This window comes from Pedobacter sp. P26 (assembly GCF_050632135.1).
GTDB lineage: Bacteria > Bacteroidota > Bacteroidia > Sphingobacteriales > Sphingobacteriaceae > Pedobacter.
This window is the reverse complement of sequence record NZ_CP192574.1, coordinates 5,653,541-5,672,565: the sequence shown is the minus strand read 5'-3', so window position 1 is coordinate 5,672,565 and position 19,025 is coordinate 5,653,541. Positions and strand designations below refer to the sequence as shown.

General features: G+C 36.9%; 19 protein-coding genes and 1 pseudogene. 12 read left to right on the top strand and 8 right to left on the bottom strand.

The window, feature by feature from the left end:
* The first annotated feature begins 294 nt into the window (after nucleotides 1-294).
* The 6 genes from ACQ86H_RS26350 to ACQ86H_RS26325 all read left to right on the top strand — a co-directional run bounded on the left by ACQ86H_RS26350 (nucleotide 295) and on the right by ACQ86H_RS26325 (nucleotide 3,585).
* Entirely contained in the window at nucleotides 295-855 is a 561-nt protein-coding gene (locus tag ACQ86H_RS26350; RefSeq protein WP_431293014.1) for a Crp/Fnr family transcriptional regulator, read from the top strand.
* A gap of 63 nt (nucleotides 856-918) precedes the next feature.
* Nucleotides 919-1,497 (top strand): NAD(P)H-dependent oxidoreductase, encoded by a 579-nt coding sequence (locus ACQ86H_RS26345; protein WP_431293013.1) that lies wholly within the window; start codon nucleotides 919-921, stop codon nucleotides 1,495-1,497.
* 158 nt (nucleotides 1,498-1,655) lie between these two features.
* A complete protein-coding gene (locus ACQ86H_RS26340) occupies nucleotides 1,656-2,345 on the top strand; it encodes a lysophospholipid acyltransferase family protein (RefSeq protein WP_431293012.1) in 690 nt (229 codons plus the stop codon).
* Entirely contained in the window at nucleotides 2,249-2,581 is a 333-nt protein-coding gene (locus tag ACQ86H_RS26335) for a hypothetical protein (RefSeq protein ID WP_431295481.1), read from the top strand. The genes ACQ86H_RS26340 and ACQ86H_RS26335 overlap by 97 nt, the downstream gene beginning before the upstream one ends.
* A 168-nt stretch (nucleotides 2,582-2,749) precedes the next feature.
* Complete coding sequence (locus tag ACQ86H_RS26330) at nucleotides 2,750-3,145, top strand: lysophospholipid acyltransferase family protein (RefSeq protein WP_431293011.1); 396 nt, start codon at nucleotides 2,750-2,752, stop codon at nucleotides 3,143-3,145.
* Nucleotides 3,142-3,585 (top strand): lysophospholipid acyltransferase family protein, encoded by a 444-nt coding sequence (locus tag ACQ86H_RS26325; RefSeq protein ID WP_431293010.1) that lies wholly within the window; start codon nucleotides 3,142-3,144, stop codon nucleotides 3,583-3,585. Before ACQ86H_RS26330 ends, ACQ86H_RS26325 begins: the two co-directional genes overlap by 4 nt.
* Here ACQ86H_RS26325 and ACQ86H_RS26320 read toward each other — a convergent pair.
* Entirely contained in the window at nucleotides 3,571-4,068 is a 498-nt protein-coding gene (locus ACQ86H_RS26320; RefSeq protein ID WP_431293009.1) for a hypothetical protein, read from the bottom strand. The genes ACQ86H_RS26325 and ACQ86H_RS26320 overlap by 15 nt on opposite strands.
* Nucleotides 4,069-4,261: 193 nt before the next feature.
* Nucleotides 4,262-4,462 (bottom strand): hypothetical protein, encoded by a 201-nt coding sequence (locus ACQ86H_RS26315; protein WP_431293008.1) that lies wholly within the window; start codon nucleotides 4,460-4,462, stop codon nucleotides 4,262-4,264.
* Nucleotides 4,463-4,581: 119 nt separating this feature from the next.
* Between ACQ86H_RS26315 and ACQ86H_RS26310 the strand changes: the two genes are divergently transcribed.
* Both ACQ86H_RS26310 and ACQ86H_RS26305 read left to right on the top strand, forming a co-directional pair.
* Complete coding sequence (locus ACQ86H_RS26310; protein WP_431293007.1) at nucleotides 4,582-5,772, top strand: serine hydrolase domain-containing protein; 1,191 nt, start codon at nucleotides 4,582-4,584, stop codon at nucleotides 5,770-5,772.
* A 119-nt stretch (nucleotides 5,773-5,891) separates the two neighbouring features.
* Nucleotides 5,892-6,935 (top strand): hypothetical protein, encoded by a 1,044-nt coding sequence (locus tag ACQ86H_RS26305; protein ID WP_138819692.1) that lies wholly within the window; start codon nucleotides 5,892-5,894, stop codon nucleotides 6,933-6,935.
* Between the two features lie 157 nt (nucleotides 6,936-7,092).
* Here ACQ86H_RS26305 and ACQ86H_RS26300 read toward each other — a convergent pair.
* The 5 genes and pseudogenes from ACQ86H_RS26300 to ACQ86H_RS26280 all read right to left on the bottom strand — a co-directional run bounded on the left by ACQ86H_RS26300 (nucleotide 7,093) and on the right by ACQ86H_RS26280 (nucleotide 11,662).
* Nucleotides 7,093-7,652: pseudogene (locus tag ACQ86H_RS26300) on the bottom strand (type 1 glutamine amidotransferase domain-containing protein).
* Nucleotides 7,653-7,726: 74 nt separating this feature from the next.
* The gene (locus tag ACQ86H_RS26295; protein ID WP_431293006.1) at nucleotides 7,727-8,416 is read right to left on the bottom strand and encodes a hypothetical protein; all 690 of its coding nucleotides are present in this window, start codon (nucleotides 8,414-8,416) and stop codon (nucleotides 7,727-7,729) included.
* Nucleotides 8,417-8,419: 3 nt separating this feature from the next.
* The gene (locus ACQ86H_RS26290) at nucleotides 8,420-9,166 is read right to left on the bottom strand and encodes a glycosyltransferase family 2 protein (RefSeq protein WP_431293005.1); all 747 of its coding nucleotides are present in this window, start codon (nucleotides 9,164-9,166) and stop codon (nucleotides 8,420-8,422) included.
* 3 nt (nucleotides 9,167-9,169) lie between these two features.
* On the bottom strand, nucleotides 9,170-10,261 hold the full coding sequence (locus tag ACQ86H_RS26285; protein ID WP_431293004.1) for a PDDEXK nuclease domain-containing protein: 1,092 nt from the start codon (nucleotides 10,259-10,261) through the stop codon (nucleotides 9,170-9,172).
* 120 nt (nucleotides 10,262-10,381) lie between these two features.
* Nucleotides 10,382-11,662: a glycosyltransferase family 4 protein gene (locus ACQ86H_RS26280; RefSeq protein WP_138819696.1), complete on the bottom strand. Its 1,281-nt coding sequence runs from the start codon at nucleotides 11,660-11,662 to the stop codon at nucleotides 10,382-10,384.
* 169 nt (nucleotides 11,663-11,831) lie between these two features.
* On the opposite strand from ACQ86H_RS26280, the gene ACQ86H_RS26275 reads away from it, so the two are divergent.
* From ACQ86H_RS26275 to ACQ86H_RS26260, 4 genes are all read left to right on the top strand, one after another.
* Entirely contained in the window at nucleotides 11,832-15,029 is a 3,198-nt protein-coding gene (locus ACQ86H_RS26275; protein ID WP_431293003.1) for a S41 family peptidase, read from the top strand.
* 184 nt (nucleotides 15,030-15,213) lie between these two features.
* Nucleotides 15,214-15,963: a class I SAM-dependent methyltransferase gene (locus ACQ86H_RS26270; protein ID WP_431293002.1), complete on the top strand. Its 750-nt coding sequence runs from the start codon at nucleotides 15,214-15,216 to the stop codon at nucleotides 15,961-15,963.
* Between the two features lie 7 nt (nucleotides 15,964-15,970).
* Nucleotides 15,971-16,441: a hypothetical protein gene (locus ACQ86H_RS26265; protein ID WP_431293001.1), complete on the top strand. Its 471-nt coding sequence runs from the start codon at nucleotides 15,971-15,973 to the stop codon at nucleotides 16,439-16,441.
* Between the two features lie 65 nt (nucleotides 16,442-16,506).
* Nucleotides 16,507-17,490 (top strand): rhomboid family intramembrane serine protease, encoded by a 984-nt coding sequence (locus ACQ86H_RS26260; protein ID WP_431293000.1) that lies wholly within the window; start codon nucleotides 16,507-16,509, stop codon nucleotides 17,488-17,490.
* Here ACQ86H_RS26260 and ACQ86H_RS26255 read toward each other — a convergent pair whose 3' ends face one another.
* The gene (locus tag ACQ86H_RS26255) at nucleotides 17,491-18,984 is read right to left on the bottom strand and encodes an alpha-L-fucosidase (RefSeq protein WP_431292999.1); all 1,494 of its coding nucleotides are present in this window, start codon (nucleotides 18,982-18,984) and stop codon (nucleotides 17,491-17,493) included.
* Nucleotides 18,985-19,025 lie beyond the last annotated feature (41 nt).

Here is a 19,025-nt window from a genome sequence, read left to right as displayed (position 1 = left end):
TTAAAAGGTTTGATCAGAGTTGACGACTTTAATTTTAAACAGGCCCCGAAAGGTGTCAACTCTTAAGTAATAATGATGAAATAATAACAGTTCTCCCAGGATTAGTTTGTGTTTAGTTAGTGATAAAAATGATGAGGAAAGCAGTTACATTACATTTTTTATTGTCAGTCCTTCTTTCCGCTAAATACCCGATGAAGAATCGGGTGATACCGCTCCAATAAGGTTTAGGTTCGTTAAGGATGTGGCAATAGGTTCCTTAAGTTTTGCTTATCTTGCCCGTGCAAAATTTTTATCATGCAAACTTACCTTCAATCCTTTAATATTCTTTCTCCGGCAGAAATTGATGTTTTTACAGCTAATGCTACACCAAGGGCATTAAAAAAAGGAGAATTCTTCACCACGGAGGGTAAGATATGTAAGGAAATAGCTTTCATAAAATCGGGTATTCTGCGTTCTTATTATACTTCGGCCAGTGCAGAAGAATATACTTATTGCCTTACTTTTCCCAGTCAGTTTATGACGGCTTATTCCTCTCTGATTACCGGAAACCCAACCGTAGAGAATATCCAGGCAATGAATGTTGTAGATTTGCTGATTATCAAAAAAGAAGTGATTGATGATTTAGCTGCATCCAGTATAAATGGATTAAAGTTGCTAAAAACTATAGCTGAGCAGCAATACCTGCATTTAGAAAAGCGGATTTTTATGTACCAGAAAGATGCGGCTAAACAGCGCTATCTGGAGCTTCTCAAAAATTATCCCGACTATATTAAAAAAATACCTGTAAAATATCTGGCGTCGTTTCTGGCCATTACCCCGAGGCACTTAAGCCGGCTCCGCAAAGAAATTATTTAAGGACATTTGTCTGCCTGTTGAGCAAAAGATCGGGGTTAATTTTGTGTTGTAAATAATAGCAACATGAAAAATATTTTAATCCTAAACGGGCATCCGGATAAAAAAAGCATCAATTTTGCCCTGGCAGAAGCTTATTATAAAGGGGCGGTGGAAGCGGGTGCCACGGTTTCATTAATCCACATTGGCGATTTAATTTTTAATCCTAACCTTGCTTTCGGTTACCAGCAGCGCATGGAATTGGAGCCTGATTTATTAGCGAGTTTAGAAAAAATAAAAGCTGCTGATCATTTGGTCTGGGTTCATCCTGTTTGGTGGGGCGGCATGCCCGCCTTGATGAAAGGATTTATCGACCGCTTGTTTCTACCCGGCATCGCCTTTAGGTACCGCGAAAACAGTGTTTGGTGGGATAAACTTTTTAGTGAGAAAACAGCCCGGATCATTACTACTTTAGACCAGCCCGCATGGTATTACCGCCTGTTTTTTGGTCGGCCAAGCGTTAACCAGTTAAAGAAAAGTATACTTCAGTTTTGTGGGATAAGTCCGGTTAAAATCACCTACGTAGGAATCATTAAAAAATCTACACAAAAACAGAGAATAAAGTGGGTAAATGAAATACATAAACTCGGAAGTAGTTTGAGGTAAGTGATTATTCCTTAGTGTTATTATTAATCAGCTTAATGCTTTTTTGTCAGTAGTTTTTCATAAAACTTATAGGAATAAAAAATTAACAATTTGATGGCAATTCGTTTTGGTGCAGACTTTAATTTTGCATTTTACCAAACAAACAAATCGTCTCAATCATGATTAATAAAAGATTATCCAAGGTGGGTATATTTTTATTAAATATGCTCTCTCTTTTGCCGCTATTCATTTTATATAGATTGGCAGATGCTTTCTATGTATTAATTTTTTATGTTTTTGGCTACCGTAGAAAAGTGGTTAAAGAAAACTTGCTTAATGCTTTTCCAGAGAAAACCACTACTGAAATTTGTGCGATAGAAAAACGGTTCTATAAATTTTTGGCTTCACTTTTTATCGAAGTGATTAAAATGAAAAGCATCTCCAAAAAAGAGCTTAGTAAAAGGGTAAAATTCAAAAATGTCGATCTGGTTGAAGCTTACCTTAAAAATAACGAAAGCGTAATCTTTTGCTCATCGCATTATGGCAATTACGAATGGGTTTGTATGGCGATTGGTTTAAATTTCTCTGGCGAGCATTACCCCATTTATAAACCTTTGAGCAGCGATGCCTTTGATAATTGGTTCCTGAACATGAGAGGTAAATTCGGTAACCACATGGTGGCTATGCGCCAAACTTTAAGGGCGATACAGGCGAGTAAAAATGAGGCGACCATGTTTACTTTTGGAAGTGATCAGGCGCCTTCTAAGGACGAATCGAACTACTGGACTATGTTTTTAAACCAGGAATCATCGATACAATTGGGTGTAGAAAAAATTGCAAAAAAACCAATCGTCCTGTTTTTTACCTAAAAATCAATCATTTAAAAAGGGGCTATTATGAAGTAGACTGTGTGCCGATTTGTTTAAATCCCGCTGAAACTGTCGAATTTGAAATCACTGAAATGCATACTCACTTTTTGGAAGACATGATCAAAGAAGCGCCGGCTTATTGGTTGTGGAGTCACCGGAGGTGGAAATATAAACCTGAGCAGAAAATTCAGAAAGTGGTGGCAAGGAATCAGAATGCGATGGACGCCATGGTTTAAATTACTTTCTGTATCCCTAACTTAAAATCTAACATTTTTGTGGCATAATTCTTTGCGTTGCTTTTTAATTTAGCAATTCAACTAATTCTGGTATGATTAAAAGGGGATTTCCCATTTGGGAATATTTTTTTAGGCGTATTATCTCTGTTTCCAATATCAGTTTTATACATGCTGGCCGATGGGGCTTATCTAGTGCTTTATTTTGTTTTCGGCTACCGTCGGAAAGTGGTGAGGGAAAATCTGTTAAATGCCCTTCCTGATCAACCATTAAGTGAAATTGTTCTTATTGAAAAACGTTTTTACCGCTACCTGGCTTCGCTGATATTTGAGGTTGTAAAAATGAACAGTATCTCAATGGAAGAAATAGAAAAGCGTTTCATTTTTAAAAATAAGGCCCATGTTCAGGCCTACTTAGATCGTGGCGAAAGCGTATTGATCTGTTCGGCACATTACGGTAACTGGGAGTGGGGCACGCTGGGTATCGGACTCAATTTTCAGGCTGATCATTATCCTATTTACAAACCTTTAACCAACCCCGTATTCGATAACTGGTTTAAAAAGTGAGGAGCAGGTTCGGGAATAAACTTATTGCCATGCGGCAGACCATGCGGGCATTGCAGGCCAGTAAAGGTACACCGAGTATCTTCAGTTTTGGTAATGATCAGGCACCTTCGAAAGATGAATCACATTACTGGACTACTTTTATGCACCAGCCCAGTTCGGTACAATTGGGGATTGAGAAAATTGCGAAACGTACTGGTCAACCGATATTCTATTTCAAAATGAATGTGCTTAAACGTGGTTTTTACAGTGTAGATTGTATTCCATTGTGTTTAAACCCGGCAGACACGGCTGAATTTGAAATCACTGAATTGCATACCCGCTTTCTGGAGCAGATGATTAACGAAGAACCCGCCTATTGGTTGTGGAGTCATAAAAGATGGAAATACAAGCCCAAAACGGAACTTATATTTAGCAAAAATGAAATGTTAAAACAGGCTTAAATGCTTATATTTTGAATGTAAAATAACCTTGTCATTAATAAGGGTATTAGTACATGCGTCTACCTCTTTACTGTAGTAGGTTTTCATAGTGTTTTTGATAATTTCACGTCCAATATTAGACTTGTAGCATTTATTGTTTCGTATAAACATTATGATTTGATTTTTTAAATTTTCCATCAGTTCTAAATGTATTTGGATAGATTTTTGGATTATCTTCGGAGAAAAATCAACGTGGCTGACGCTAAAAGATATTTTTTTGCCTATTTTTTTCAAAAATTGATTGGGGATTCTCAAAACTTTTATTTGTTGGAAAGAATTGTCTTTTTGAATCTCTTCGAGAAATTTATAAAGGTTAGATATTGATATAAAATGGAAGCAATCTTTAAGATCTTCATTTTCATCTCTTTCTATAAATGCGATCCAAACCTGCATTTGCACAGATTTTTGTAATTCGAGCAAGGCGTTAATTTCAGAAATAAACAAAGCAAAAAAGCTTCTTTGTTATTGGCACAGTTCATTTTAGCTCTACATTTAACATCAAAGAGAATCGTACCAAGGTCTTTAATGTTCAATAAAAAATCTGGGCGTTTGGATTCGGAGTGATCTAATAACGTTTTTGATTTTTCTATGCCATATGCCCCCTGACCAATGTATAAATAAGGTATGTTGTTATCATCTAATAACTTTTAAATTTAAGTTCCCCATTAAATCCAATTAATTCGTGCTTAGATAGAAAATCATTTATTTTAGCTGATTTATATTCTTTAGGTATAATATAGGTTTCTTGGTCTGTTTTGACTTCGCTTTTTTTGAATTGAGTAGCACCTTTATGAATTAAAAGGGAATTTTCATCACAATTATATTTTAGATAGCTCATAGCTTTAATTATGGTCTGAAAGTGAAAAAATAATTGACTGAGGATTTTTAATCAAATACAAAATAATAAACAATTTTAACATCTAATTAATTTATTTAGATATCATTTTTAAACTACAAATGAAAACATTTAAAAAGACATTATTAACCCTGATATATTCCTTCTTTTTATTGCTTTTTGCGCTCCTGCTCTGGAAACCATACCTCAGAAGGGTGTTAAGGTATAGAACACCCGGCGCCGAAACTTATAAAATTTTTCCACAGGAAGTTTCGCGTAAAAGTGATTCGGCTTTTCATTTTATCAGACCTCCAAGACAACGCAACGATCTGGATACGCTTCATGTATTAGATGGAAATAACCATTCTATTCCGTTAAAAGACTATTTAAAAAATGGACAGGTCAATGTTTTTATCGTCATCAGGAATGATAGTGTTTTATATGAGCGATATGATAAGGGTTATAGCGATAGTACCTTAACGAGTATATTTTCGGGAGCTAAGAGTATGATTTCTATTGCTATCGGTCAGGCATTGGCAGATCACAGTATTAAAAGCTTAGATGATAAAGTAACAAAATACATTCCTGAATTAAAATCCAACCCTGCCTTTGCCCAAATTACTTTAAAAGACCTCCTGGATATGAAATCAGGGCTTGAATTTCAGGATGCTTTAGGTGGGATTGTAAAGGCATTTTTCTCGGACGAAGCCAAATATTATTATACTGATAATATGAAGGCGCAGTTGATGAAAGTTAAACTGGTAAATAAGCCAGGTAAGGTTTGGTTGTATAAAAGTATCGATCCGATTTTATTGGGCTGGGTTTTAAAGAAGGCAACGGGTAAATCGGTTGCGCAGTATTTTGAAGCCAATGTGTGGAAGCAGATCGGTACGCAATATAACGCCACCTGGGGATTAGATCAGGTAGACGGTTTAACCAATACTGCCAGCCGTTTCCAGGTAACCGCTATTGATTTTGCTAAAATCGGGCGTTTGTATTTAACTAAGGGCAAATATCATGGGAAGCAGGTTGTGCCGGAAGATTGGGTAAATCAATCTATAAATATTGGTGCTGAAAAACCAGCATCGGCAAAAGGCTGGCAAAAATCAGCTCATCATTACCTTTGGTGGATTCCGCAGGAAGGGGATAAGGGAGATTATACTGCTGAGGGTATGCTGGGGCAAAGACTGTATATTGATCCAAAAACGAATACCATTATTGTACAGTTCGCCGATCACGGGGCTGGTAATTATCCTTATAGGAAAATCAGCAGGTATTTAAGTGCTTTGCCATTTAGCTATCCTAGGTCTTAACCCCAAAGTGCACTAAGAAATTGGCGCAAAGGGCACATTACGATATAGAACTTTGCATACTTTGCGTAAAACTTGGTGTCCTTTGCGGTTAATTTTTTAAAATAGTACATTGCAAATACATGGAAAACAACGATGTAAAAATTTCAAAAAAGAAGCCGATTTTTCCGGTTACACCTGCTTTGCAGAAATATTTGCGCACTTACCAACGCGAAGCCAAATTGCCCATCGGTTATAAAGACCTGATGCAATTTAACGAAGCTTTTCCTTTAATGGATAAATTTGGTAAAGATTCGCTTTGGGAAGGGCCAATTTATGCGCAGGATTTAATTGAAAGATTGCATGATGGCTTAAAAGAAATTTATGCCAACTTAAAAGCATCGGGTAACCTACGGATTGTAGAGCATAAATACATCGATAAAATTGAATATTGCACCTTTGGAAATACACATCCCTTCCGCATCCGTATCGTAAACCGTTTAAATGATGTGTACGATTATTTCTATATTAAAAAAGCTGATGCTTCGCGCATTTATGGCCTGGAAATGGAAGAAATCCTTTCGCCAAATCAGGTAAATTACCTGGTTGATGGTGATACTTTGGTAGAAGAGCACATCGCAGGAATTCCAGGAGATGTTTTTACCAAAGGACAATTGTATACGCCTGAGTTTAATCCTACCCGTATTGCAAAAGAGTTTGTTAAGTTTAACGAACGCTGTTTAATTATGCTTTTAGGCGATATGCGTGCTTATAACTTCGTGGTACAGATTACCCCCGATTTTGATGATATCCAGTTCCGCATCAGGGCAATAGATTTTGATCAACAGTTTTATGAAGGAAATTTAAAGGTTTACCTTCCACAGTTTTTTAAAGAAAATTTGCCTTATGTAAAAATGAGCATGGAGCAATTGACAGAGAAAACCGTATTACAGTACCAACAGGAAGAACGCTCGTCTATTGTGCACCGGGTAAGGAGTGAGCGTCATCGATTAACTGATCTCCGCGATGTTTCGAACAAAGAAGAACTCACCACACCGGAAAACATTGCTTTGCTAAAACAGGGCATGAGCGATTATTTTAAGGATAAGAATTATTTGCGCTGTAAAACCATGACGGATATTATTGAACTGAATATAAAAAATATCATCAGGCAGGTAAAGCTATAAGTGGTGTTGGATGTTACTATCAGACACTGAAAAAATCAAAATAAATTTATCCGTCAGATGGTAACATCTGATGACACAAAAAATAGCTCTAAAAAGAAAAACGGCTGGCAAATTGCCAACCGTTTTTGAGTGAATCTAGAAAGAGCGTCCAAAGTTTTTAGGCATGCTGCCCTTCGTGAACACCTTCGGCAAATTCCTCTACAATTTTATCGTTAAAAGCAGGTAAATCCTTTGGTGTACGGCTCGTTACCAAACCTTGATCAACCACTACTTCTTCGTCTGACCATATCGCGCCGGCATTGATAAGGTCCTGCGAAATATTTTTACTGAAGTTAATTTTCTGCCCTGCACTACATCTGTATTAATCAAAGTTTGTGGACCATGGCAAATGGCGGCAACTGGTTTACCATCGGCAAAGAATGTTTTTACAAAAGCCAGGGCGTCTTTGTTAACACGTAATTGATCTGGATTGATTACGCCACCTGGTAAAAGTAATCCGTTGTAATCATCAGCATTTGCTTCTGCAATGGTTTTATCTACATCAACTTCTATCGACCAGTGGTCTTGATCCCAGGCTTTTATTTTTCCACTTTTTGAGGAGATAATGTGAACGGTAGCTCCTTCTTCTTTTAACCTTTTAACTGGTTCGGTTAATTCTACTTCTTCAAATCCGCTTTCTGAAAGTACAGCAATAGTGCGGTTACTTAATTGTCCCATAATCTTTAATATTTTTAATAGGTGATGTATTAAAGACAGTTGAGGAAAATTATTGTTTCAGAAATTTGAGATTACTAGAAAATCTCAATTGTTGTTTCCTTGTCGAGTTCTTGAAAATAGAATGCATCAAAAACTACTCTGCTAACAATAGTTTTGATAAAAATAGCATTTTTAAAATTATCCAAACTATAAGTAAAAACTAGTGAATCAAGGTGCTTTTCTTCTTTAAAACCGATTGATTTAAGTATAGTCCTGGAGTTTTTATCTAAGATGTGCTGTTTTTTAAGCTTTTTAATATTGGTAACTGATAACAAAATTTCTTTATCCTTGCGTTTAAACAATAGGGCCAATTTATTTTCTTTTTTCAAGTTGAAAATAAATCCTTCAATCTTCTGTTCTACCAAATCAAATATAGCATCATCAAACTCTTGTCCATCGTTAAAATAACCCGGTTTATAACTATTTAGTTGGTCTAATTTCTGGTCAATCTGAGCAAGCATGTGAGTTCTGTACTCATTAGATTCTTCCAGCTCACTTTTTTTAACGAAAAAATCGATTGTTCTTTTTAATTGTTCTTTTTCTTGTATATATGGATCAATTAATGATTTAATCAATGCAATCTGGCGTTGTATCCTATTTAGATTTTTAGAATTTATACGAATTGCTTTATAATCATTGTCAATCCGGTCTTCTTCAATTATAGACTCGATTAATTTTTTTTCCTGTTCATAGATAGAGAGTAGCTCGTTAATTTCTTCATTCATAAGCTAATCATTTGTCCTACGGTGTTTAACAAAATATAAGGCTAAATTACCTGCAATGATAATATGATTAAAGATATTCGGTACTAGGCCATAATATTTGTTGAAGATTTTAAACCGCTCTTTTAAGCTCTCGCGGTGTTTTTTCTTGCTCATGCCACCAACCAGGTATTTAGCTACGTACCGGTGAACATTAACGATATTAGATGCCTTTTTTGCTGCTTTGATAATCCAGTCGATATCTGAGCTATATTTATAGGTTAAATCGTAAGGAGTAATAATGCTGCGGCGGATGTAAATGGCCTGGTGGCTAATGTTCATGCCGTATTTAAAGCTGGTCCAATCAAATTCCTCGGGTGCTTCATGCCTTCTGCGGCCAAGATTTTCCCATTTATCATTGTACATTTCCGTTTCCCCGTAGTAAATATCGGCACCGGGAGCAGAGGCAAAAACATCTTCTACTGTTTGCTCGTCATAAATCTCATCGCCAGAATTCATAAACAAAACATAATCGCCTGTTGCCAGGGCTAAACCTTTGTTCATAGCATCATAAATGCCTTTGTCGGGTTCTGATACGATTTTCGAAATCTGATCTTTGTAACGCTCAACAACCTGCAGCGTACCATCAGTTGATGCGCCGTCTATTACAATATATTCGATTTTTTTATAGGTCTGTTTAAGGATAGATTGAATGGTACGTTCGATATCGCGAACGTTATTATATACAATGGTGATGATTGTTAATTTGGACATGGGTTAATCCATTAGTTTTTTTAAGGTTTCAGCATCTGGGATTAAACCTTTAAATGCTTTAGGTAATGTTGCACTGGTTTTGTAGGTAGAAACACCCATTGCTTTGTTAAAATCGCGGAATGAAAATTCTACAATTTTGTTTTTCTTTTCTTTGCAAAGTATGATGCCGATTGATGGCTGCTCGTGTGGCTGTTTAACATATTCATCAAGAGCAGATAAATAGAAATTCATTTTGCCCAAATACTCAGGTTTGAATTTTCCGGTTTTTAGTTCGAAAACAACCAAACATTGTAAACGGCGGTTAAAAAACAAAAGGTCTAAGAAATATTCTTCATCTTCAAGAATTAACCTATATTGATTGCTAATAAAGGCAAAATCGGTTCCTAGCGACATTAAAAACTTTTTAATATTCTGTACTATTCCACTTTCTAAAACCCGTTCATCTTGCTCGTCAGTATCTTCTATATTAATAAAATCCAACAGGTATTCATCTTTGAAAGATTGTAGCGCTTTGTTCCTTATCTCTTCGTTAGAAATCGTTTTTAAAAAGTTATTCGGTAAACTGCCGGAGTTACTGAATGATTTATTTTTGAGTTGGTGCTTTAAGGTACCAACACTCCAAAATTCGATAGCTGCCTTTTGGATATAATATATCTTTTCTTCAACCGATTGTGAATTCTGTAGAATTTCAATGTGGTGGGTAAAACTGATGTTGAAAAATGTCTTTTCCAATTGGTCCGTCACTAACGGTCTAAATTCAATGTACTCAATATCAATTATTTGTAATTGGTCCGTCAGTGACGGACTAATTAAGATTTGTTCTCTCCATGATTCGAAAAAGAACCTCATCCGTTTAATATTTGTGCCTGAAAATCCTCTTAAGCCTGGTAACTCTAACTGTAAATCATTAGAAAGATTATCTATCACTTTGGCGCCCCATTTCTCTTTTTCTACCTTTTCCGAAATGAATTTGCCCACTGTAAAATAGAGCAGCAAAAGTTCTTTATTTACTAAAGTAGCGGCTTTATACCGGCTCGATAAAATAGCCGATTTTAATGCCTTAATACTTTCAGAATAATTTGCGATGCTTTCCATTAAACAGTTTCAGTCGCTATAAATTTAATAAAGATTGACCAAAATTTTATTTGTATAAAAGAAAATAAAATTTTGCCAACCGAATTTTTAAATAGAACTGTAAATTATTAAGATATTGAGTTATTTTGGCTGTAAATCAATCAGTGTTTCGTAAAGATGGATGTGTTCTGTGGCAATAACTTCTTCAGAGAAATCGGTTAAAATACTCAACCTGGCTGCTTTTTGGATATCTTCTTTATTTGGGCGGTGGTACAACCACTCGATGCCGTTTGCCAGATCTTCGGCATTTTGATACTCAGCCAGGTAACCATTATGCATGTGTTTTACCATATCCGGAATCCCTCCTGTGGTAAAGGCAACAACAGGGGTAGCGCAGGCCAGGCTTTCCATTACGGTATTGGGTAGATTATCTTCAAGAGAAGGTGTAATAAAAGCATCAGCTGCAGAATAACATTTCGCTAAATGGTCATCTTTATTAATGGTACCCAAAAATGTGGTTTTGAAAGGGAATTCTGGCATTTCGGCATTTTCCTTATTCCCGAAAATAACCAGTTCAATATTATCTTTTTGTATACCTGCCCTGCGCGAAAGAATTTCTAAAGCTTCGATCAAATAGGGGGTTCCTTTATGTTTGTCGTTTTTTGAAGGCATAAAACCGCTCATCAAAACAAATTTATGCGGATTGATCTTTAGGATTTTCTTGGCCTCTGATTTAACATAAGGTTTGAAAATTTTTGTTTCAATAGTGTTTGGAATTACAGTAGCTTTCCTGGTGCCCAATAAACTGCTGAACTTTACTGATGCCGCCATCCATTTACTCGGCGCCACAATATGAAAATTTAATTCAGTATAGGCTTTTTGTTTGCGTAACCAGGTTTTATGCGAGATATCGTTCTTCCCGCTGATTTTTAAAATCGGGCAATTGCCACATTGGTGATGAAAGTTTTCGCAGCCATAACGCACATGGCATCCGCCGGTAAAAGCATTGCTATCATGAAAAGTCCACACAATCGGTTTTTCCAGTTCATCAAGCTGGGCTAAAAATTTAGGATTAAGAAAACCGTGGTTTACCCAATGCAAATGGATAATATCAGCATTTTTAACGTCGGGATGGTTAATGACCGAACGGCCAAACCATTGCAAACTAAATGGCGTTTTTACTGATTTGCTCAGCCATTTTGCATAATACCTTTCGGATAAGATATTGTAAACGGCTTTTGCTTTCTGCAGGGGCGATTTGCTAAAGGTATCAATGTTTGGGTTTTGGCCAAATTTATAGTAAACCAATACTTTCGAATCGATTCCACTTGCCTTTAGGGCATCACTTAAACGCAAACAGGCTCGTCCTGCTCCGCCATTTCCATCGTAGGTATTTAGGTGTACTACTTTCAAATCAATCAAAAATACATTTTATTGTTTACGAATATAAAATCTGTTGCGTAATTTCATCCTAATATTTTTATTGCTTTTAATTGTAGGATGGAGCCTTTGATGTTTAGGTAATCATATTTGAACTTAATGATTATTTAAACATGACGACTTCAGGCATCCTAAGCCAAACAAATAAATCATGATCAAATCCCTGCTAAAATCGCTTGCGACACTCGCATTTTTACTGCCTATTTATTCATTTGTCCAAGGTCAGACCTACTTTGCGGCGTACCCTGCTTTAACGCCCGATGCGCAAGCAATAGTATTCAGTTACGACGGAGACATTTGGAAAGTTCCGGTAAAAGGAGGTGTAGCATCGCGTATTACAGCTATGCAGGGAGAAGAAATTAACCCGAAAATATCTCCCGACGGTAAGTGGCTTGCCTTTTCTTCCAATCAGTTTGGCAATTATGATATTTATGTAATGCCTTTAACAGGAGGTGATATTAAACAGTTAACTTTTAACGATGCCAGTGATGAAGTAGATAACTGGAGCTGGGATTCGAAAACAATTTATTTTACGTCTGGCCGATACAACTCCTTTTCGAGTTATAAAGTAAGCGTCAATGGTGGTACTGCTGTTCGGTTATTTGATAATTATTTCAATACCACGCACCATATTGCCGAATCGCCAACGGGAGAACTGTTTTTTAATGATACCTGGGAGAGCTATCGTTTCACCAACCGTAAACATTACAAAGGAGCTTATAATCCGGATATCCAATCATATAACCCAAAAACAAAAGGTTACAAACGTTATACCGATTACATTGGGAAAGATTTCTGGACGAGTATTGATCAAAAAGGCAATATCTTTTTTGTATCGGACGAAGGAAACGATGAATACAACCTTTATACTTTTATCAATGGTAAAAAAACTGGTTTAACCAGCTTTGATACTTCCATTAAACGACCTTTTGTTTCGGCCAATGGAACTACAGTCGTGTTTGAGAAAGACTATCAATTGTATACCTATGACGTAGCTTCGAAGAAAGCTGAGAAAATCAATATTAATACCTCACGGAATCAGGTATTGAGTAAAGAGCAGGAGTACGATGTCCGCGGAAATATTTCGGCATTTGATGTTTCTACTGATGGAAAAAAGATGGCTTTTATTTCGCGAGGTGACGTGTTTGTAAGTGATGCTGATGGAAAGTTTATCCGGAAAATTACCAATAGCGGCGAACGTGCTTTGGAGTGTAAATGGCTGGCCGACAATAAAACAATTTTATTTAGTCAAACCACTAATGGTTATCAGAACTGGTTTACCATTACGGGTGATGGAAAAGGTGCTGTTAAACAGCTTACAAAAGATAAAGCAAACGTACGCGATATCACCTTGAACAAAACCAAAACCATGGCAGTGTATTTAAGTGGCAGGAACGAGCTTAAGCTCATGGATCTTAAAACTTTCGATGCTAAAACTATAGTGACTGACGAGTTTTGGGCCATACAAAGCTCAACGCCAGGTTTTTCGCCAAATGATGAATATGTGCTTTTCACGGTCTATCGGAATTTTGAACAGGATATTATGGTGCATCACATTAAAAATAATAAAACCATTAACTTAACCAATACCGGCGTTACCGAAACCGGACCGGCATGGTCGCCGGATGGAAAGTATATTTTCTTTACCAGTGCACGTACCAAACCTTCTTACCCAACCGGTATGCAGAATGCACATATTTACCGCATGGCCTTAAATAATTACGATGAGCCTTATCGTTCTGATAAATTCGACGATCTGTTTAAAGAAACCAAGCCAGCACCAACAGATGTTAAACCTGCTATTACTGCGCCTAAAAATGATAAAAAAGCAAAAGCAGACACAACTAAAAAGAAAACGGATGTTAAGCCTACTCCAAAACCAGCGGAGGTAATTACCATTAACACACAGGATATTTTAGACCGGATAGAATTGGTCGGTCCTTCTTTTGGAGGTCAGTATGGAACTGATGTTTTTGCCAAGGGCGATAAAACCTATGTGTTTTATTCATCTAACCATGAAGGAGGTGCGCCAGGACTTTACCGTACGACTATCGAACCTTTCGAAGCCAATAAAACCGAAAAAGTTGCTGATGGCGACAATTATTCGATTATCTCATCGGGTGATAAATTCTTCGTTTTATCACGTGGAGCAATCAACAAGTATTCATTAGAGGGAAATAAACTTGATCGGGTAGAACATGGTTATAAATTTACAAGAAACCTAAATGCAGAATTTAACCAGATGTTTTACGAAACCTGGGTGGGGTTGGATGAAAATTTCTACGATGAAAAATTCCACGGTGTAGATTGGGATAAAATGAGAACACGTTATGCCGCTTATTTGCCTTATGTGAATAACCGGAGTGATTTGAGAATTTTATTGAATGATATGCTAGGCGAGCTGAATTCTTCGCACATGGGTTTTAATAGTGCAGGTGCAGAGGAACGCAAAAACCTTAATTATATTACCAATGAAACAGGGATCATCTTCGATAACGAAAACCCTTTAAAGGTAGAACGTATTGCCGCTAAAAGTAATGCTGCCCGTACCGGAACAAATATTTTAGCTGGGGATATTTTAACAGAAGTGAACGGCGTTAAAGTAGATGAAAAAATAGACCGCGATTATTATTTCAGTAAGCCATCATTGGATCGGGAAATGACGTTAACATTTAAACGCAATGGAAAAGATGTTTATGTAAATGTACATCCTGAAAGTTCTGGCACTTTGCGCGGAAACCTTTACGATGAGTGGATTAGCCAGAACCATAAAAATGTAGACAAGTGGAGTAACAATCGCATAGCTTATTCTTATATGAAGAATATGGGTAGTGGCGAGCTGGAAACTTTCCTTTTGGATATGGTTGCACAAGAAGAAAATAAGGAAGCCATTATTCTTGATCTACGGTACAATACTGGCGGAAACGTGCATGATGATGTGTTGAAATTCCTTTCTCAGCGTCCTTACCTCCAGTGGAAATACCGTGGCGGTAAGCTGGCGCCTCAAAGTAATTTTGGCCCTGCCGCAAAACCGATTGTACTCCTCATTAACGAACAATCTTTAAGTGATGCCGAAATGACGGCCGCAGGTTTTAAACAACTAAAACTGGGAAAAATTATTGGTACGGAAACTTATCGCTGGATTATTTTTACCTCTGCCAAAGGTTTGGTTGATGGTTCTTCTTACCGTTTACCATCATGGGGTTGTTATACTATGGATGGCAAGAATATTGAAAAGGAAGGTGTTAAACCAGATATCTTCGTTAAAAATACTTTTGAAGACCGCCTGGCAAATAAAGATCCTCAACTGGAAAAAGCAGTAGCTGAGATTTTGAAAGACCTGAAGTAGGGGGAATCTTAAAACGATTGTTTTATTGTTGGATTGTTAATATTGTTGGCAACCGACATAAAACATATAGGCCTGTTTGCTAAATTAGCAATAAAAAAAATAACAATCCAGCAATATAGGCCATTCAATTTTTAACCAATTAACCAATTTTTTCCGTTTCTTTGGGATTGGAATTATTTAATACATGGCAAATTTATTAACCGACAGGGCTTTTTGGGTAAATTATTGGGAAAGTAAAAAAGGACTTGCGGTTCAGTTACCTTCAAACTATTTATTTCATACCCAACTTGGAGATGTTATCCGGAAAGATCATGTTAAAACGGCCATCGAGCTGGGTGGTTTTCCGGGTTATTATGCCGTGTTCCTGAAAAAATATTTCAAACTTGATGTTACACTTTTAGATTATTTTGTTCACCCACCTGTGGTAAATGAGCTCTTGGAGAAGAACGGTTTAACTGAGAAGGATATCCATATTATAGAAACCGACCTGTTTAATTATACGCCTGAAAAACAGTATGATCTTGTACTAAGCTGCGGTTTAATCGAACATTTTAATGATACGGCCGACATTATTAACCGCCATATTGCTTTTGTAAAACCGGGTGGTACTTTGTTTATCACACTGCCAAATTTTAAGGCGGTTAACGGCTGGTTCCAAAAGAATTTTGATAAGGAAAATTACGACAAACACAATATCGATAGCATGGACCCGGCACTGTTGAAATCAATTTGTGAGCAGTCTGGCCTTAAAGAGGTAAAATCGGGTTATTTTGGTCGATTCAGCGTTTGGCTTGAAAATGAAAGCCAGAAATCGGCTGGTGTTCGTCTATTTAAGAAAGCAGTTTGGCTAAGCGGAAAAATATTTACGAAGATTATCCCGTTCGAAAGCAAAAATCTATCACCTTATATTATCTTAGTAGCGAAAAAAATCTAAAAGCGCTATGTCAATCAGTTGGGGTTACTCGCCTAAAATTGAAAAGTATATTCCTTTGGCCGATTTTCCGGCAGATAAATACCTGATCATTGCCCGGCAGGCCATCGAAAATTTAGGGTGGAGCCTTAGCCATATCTCAGAAAGCGGGCTAATTGCTTACACGCCAATATCTTTTCAATCGTATAGTGAAGAAGTATCTATCCGTATCCATGGGAATTTCTCTGTAGTAAAGAGTGAGTGCGTAGGTATCCAGATGTGGTTTAACGATTACGGGAAAAACGATTTAAATCTTGAAAAATTTTTCCATGAATTTGAATATGTCCAGTACCATTTGCAAAATATCTGGGATGAAAGTTTAGCTACGTTCCATGCTTTAATTGCTACTCAGGATGATACTTATTTTGACAAAGCGCCATTAACTGCCAAGAATAAAATTAAAAATATTTTATATCTTTTTTTCCTCAAAAGGGATATTTAGTTACCCCAGTTCTGGTAATTTTAAATGTACTTTATTATGGCTTTACGCTGCTGTTTGTTGCTGCTGTGCTTAAACTGAGGGCTCAAAATTCTCTTATTCCTGAGGTAATTACCAATGCCTACTTAAACATTGGAGCAAATAACCGCGAACTGGTATTGGAAGGGCAATACTGGCGGTTAATTACCCATCAATTTGTTCATTTAGGTTTGTCTCATCTGTTTTTTAACATGTATGCTTTGGTATATATCGGTTTAATGGTTGAGCATAAACTCGGTTCGGCTAAATTTTTGATTACCTATTTACTTAGCGGAATATGCGGTGGTTTGGTGAGTCTCATCTTTCATAAATATGGTTTTATGGCTGGCGCATCAGGTGCTATTATGGGTGTTTTCGGTGCTTTTATGGCTTTAATCCTAAGTAAAGCTTTTGAGAAAAATGCCAATAAGTCCTTATTGATCAGTACCATTCTGGTTACGGCTATTATGCTCTTAAATGGTATAAACGGCAAAGTAGATAATAGCGCTCATATTGGTGGGCTAATTTCTGGATTTGTAATATGTTATATACTTTTTAATGAAAAACTTTGGAGATGGAAAATAACCACCAATTGGCAATACGGTTTAACATGCATTGTTGTGCTGATATTTTCTGCTATTATTTTGATTTTTGCCCCTAACTATCAAAATAGAAAATTCTACAAATTACAGTTCCAATTTGAGCAGAATTCATTTGATTTTAATAAGGTTTATTCTATTCCTTACGATTTATCTAAAGCAGAAAAAGTAAAAACAATTGAACAATACGGTATACGGCTTTGGCAGAAAAACAAACAGATTGTTGCCGAAATGCATAAACTCAATTTGGAAGAAAAAGAAAGCTATCGAAGAGATTTTGATGGCAAAATAACCAATCTGGCCATCAAAATCTCTTCACTTTTACGTAAAGAATATCTCGAAGAATCATCGAAATACCGTTATGAAATAGAACAGCTTACGAATGAAGTTAATAATATTCGGAGCGAAGCAGGTTCTAGTGAGTATAAATGGTAACTAAGCTGATTTTCTGTACAGCCCAATTTCGCTTAAAGTAATGCATACGGGCGACTTAATAAAGTTGATTTTCACCTTATCAGTTGTAACCGGAGTATTGAGTTTAATTAACCTTTTAGCGCCTATGCTCGTGCCATCGTAAACGTTTTTCCAGGCATTGTTTTCAAATATTTCAATCGTATAAGCCTCTATGCGCTGACCTAAAGGAATGTATTCTTGCAGGCTGATGATATCAAAGGTTTTAGCAGTTTTCAAATCAAGTTCTAAACTTGCCTGATGGACATCGTCCTGAGTAGCCCAATAACTCCCTTTTTTACCGTCAAGAAGTGTAGCAACATCATATTTGTTGCCTCTGCTATTGCTCGCTTTAATAGATGCATCTTTGGCCAGGTTATTCTCAAAAGTATGTTTAACCATATCCCCAAAGGTTTTGAGTGCAGCTATATCATCATCATGAAGCTGTCCACGGGTATCGGGTGCTAAACCCAAATCTAAACCTGCGCCACGTCCCACGCTTTTTAAATACAGATCGAATAACGTTTCAGGTGTTTTGGGTTTTTCGCTGGCATGATAGAACCATCCTTTTCTCAGAGGAACATCGCATTCTGCCGGCATCCAGAATTTACCATTTCTAATCCCTTCAGGGCTTTGCGGGTAATTTGCCTGCCCGGGCACTGCTACACTTTTGCCATCCGGGGCCATCGGAGTAAAGGTTGCCCAAGAGGTTGGTGCAGCATGTCCATCTTCATTGCCTACCCAACGGATATCTAAACCAATGTCGCTAAAAATATTCGCCATGGGTTGCATTTTACGTGTAATTGCCCAGGTGTTGTTCCAATCATAATAGGTGGTGTTGTCTATAGAACGTTTTTCTTTTGCTCCACCATAATAGCCATCGCCACCGTTAGCACCATCGTGCCAGCTCATAAAAAGTTCCCCAAAATTGCTGTAAAGTTCTTTTAACTGTGCCTGATAAATAGCCAGGTATTTGTCTGTACCATATAGTGCATTATTCCTGTCCCATGGCGAGCAATAAACCCCAAACTTTAAACCGTTTTTACGTACAGCCTGTTCTACTTCTTTAACTAAATTTCCTTTTCCCCCTCTGAACGGGCTTTTACTGATATTGTATTCCGTAGTTTTAGTTGGCCATAAGGCAAAGCCATCATGGTGTTTGGCTACTAATATAATCCCTTTCAAACCACCTGCTTTAGCGGCTTTAATAATCTGGTCGGCATTAAAATTTGTCGGGTTAAAAATTTTAGGGTCAGCATCACCAAAGCCCCATTCTTTATTTTCGAAAGTGGTGGGAGTAAAATGGATCAAACCGTAAACTTCAATATCGTGCCAGGCCAATTGCCTTTTTGATGGTACTGCACCATAAGGTTGAGGCGGTGTTTGAGCATAAATAGCTGTCGAAAGAAGTAAAAAAGAATCAATAATGGTTTCATAATTGTATAGCTTAGATAAAACTAAAGTACAAATAATTACCATTGGTAAGGTAAGCGTTAATCAATATTTAACCTGTTGGAAAT

Coding starts and splice junctions, on each gene's coding strand:
- ACQ86H_RS26350 (WP_431293014.1), top strand. CDS start 295: ATGCAAACTTACCTTCAATCCTTTAATATTCTTTCTCCGGCAGAAATT.
- ACQ86H_RS26345 (WP_431293013.1), top strand. CDS start 919: ATGAAAAATATTTTAATCCTAAACGGGCATCCGGATAAAAAAAGCATC.
- ACQ86H_RS26340 (WP_431293012.1), top strand. CDS start 1,656: ATGATTAATAAAAGATTATCCAAGGTGGGTATATTTTTATTAAATATG.
- ACQ86H_RS26330 (WP_431293011.1), top strand. CDS start 2,750: ATGCTGGCCGATGGGGCTTATCTAGTGCTTTATTTTGTTTTCGGCTAC.
- ACQ86H_RS26315 (WP_431293008.1), bottom strand. CDS start 4,462: ATGAGCTATCTAAAATATAATTGTGATGAAAATTCCCTTTTAATTCAT.
- ACQ86H_RS26310 (WP_431293007.1), top strand. CDS start 4,582: ATGAAAACATTTAAAAAGACATTATTAACCCTGATATATTCCTTCTTT.
- ACQ86H_RS26305 (WP_138819692.1), top strand. CDS start 5,892: ATGGAAAACAACGATGTAAAAATTTCAAAAAAGAAGCCGATTTTTCCG.
- ACQ86H_RS26295 (WP_431293006.1), bottom strand. CDS start 8,416: ATGAATGAAGAAATTAACGAGCTACTCTCTATCTATGAACAGGAAAAA.
- ACQ86H_RS26290 (WP_431293005.1), bottom strand. CDS start 9,166: ATGTCCAAATTAACAATCATCACCATTGTATATAATAACGTTCGCGAT.
- ACQ86H_RS26285 (WP_431293004.1), bottom strand. CDS start 10,261: ATGGAAAGCATCGCAAATTATTCTGAAAGTATTAAGGCATTAAAATCG.
- ACQ86H_RS26275 (WP_431293003.1), top strand. CDS start 11,832: ATGATCAAATCCCTGCTAAAATCGCTTGCGACACTCGCATTTTTACTG.
- ACQ86H_RS26270 (WP_431293002.1), top strand. CDS start 15,214: ATGGCAAATTTATTAACCGACAGGGCTTTTTGGGTAAATTATTGGGAA.
- ACQ86H_RS26265 (WP_431293001.1), top strand. CDS start 15,971: ATGTCAATCAGTTGGGGTTACTCGCCTAAAATTGAAAAGTATATTCCT.
- ACQ86H_RS26255 (WP_431292999.1), bottom strand. CDS start 18,984: ATGGTAATTATTTGTACTTTAGTTTTATCTAAGCTATACAATTATGAA.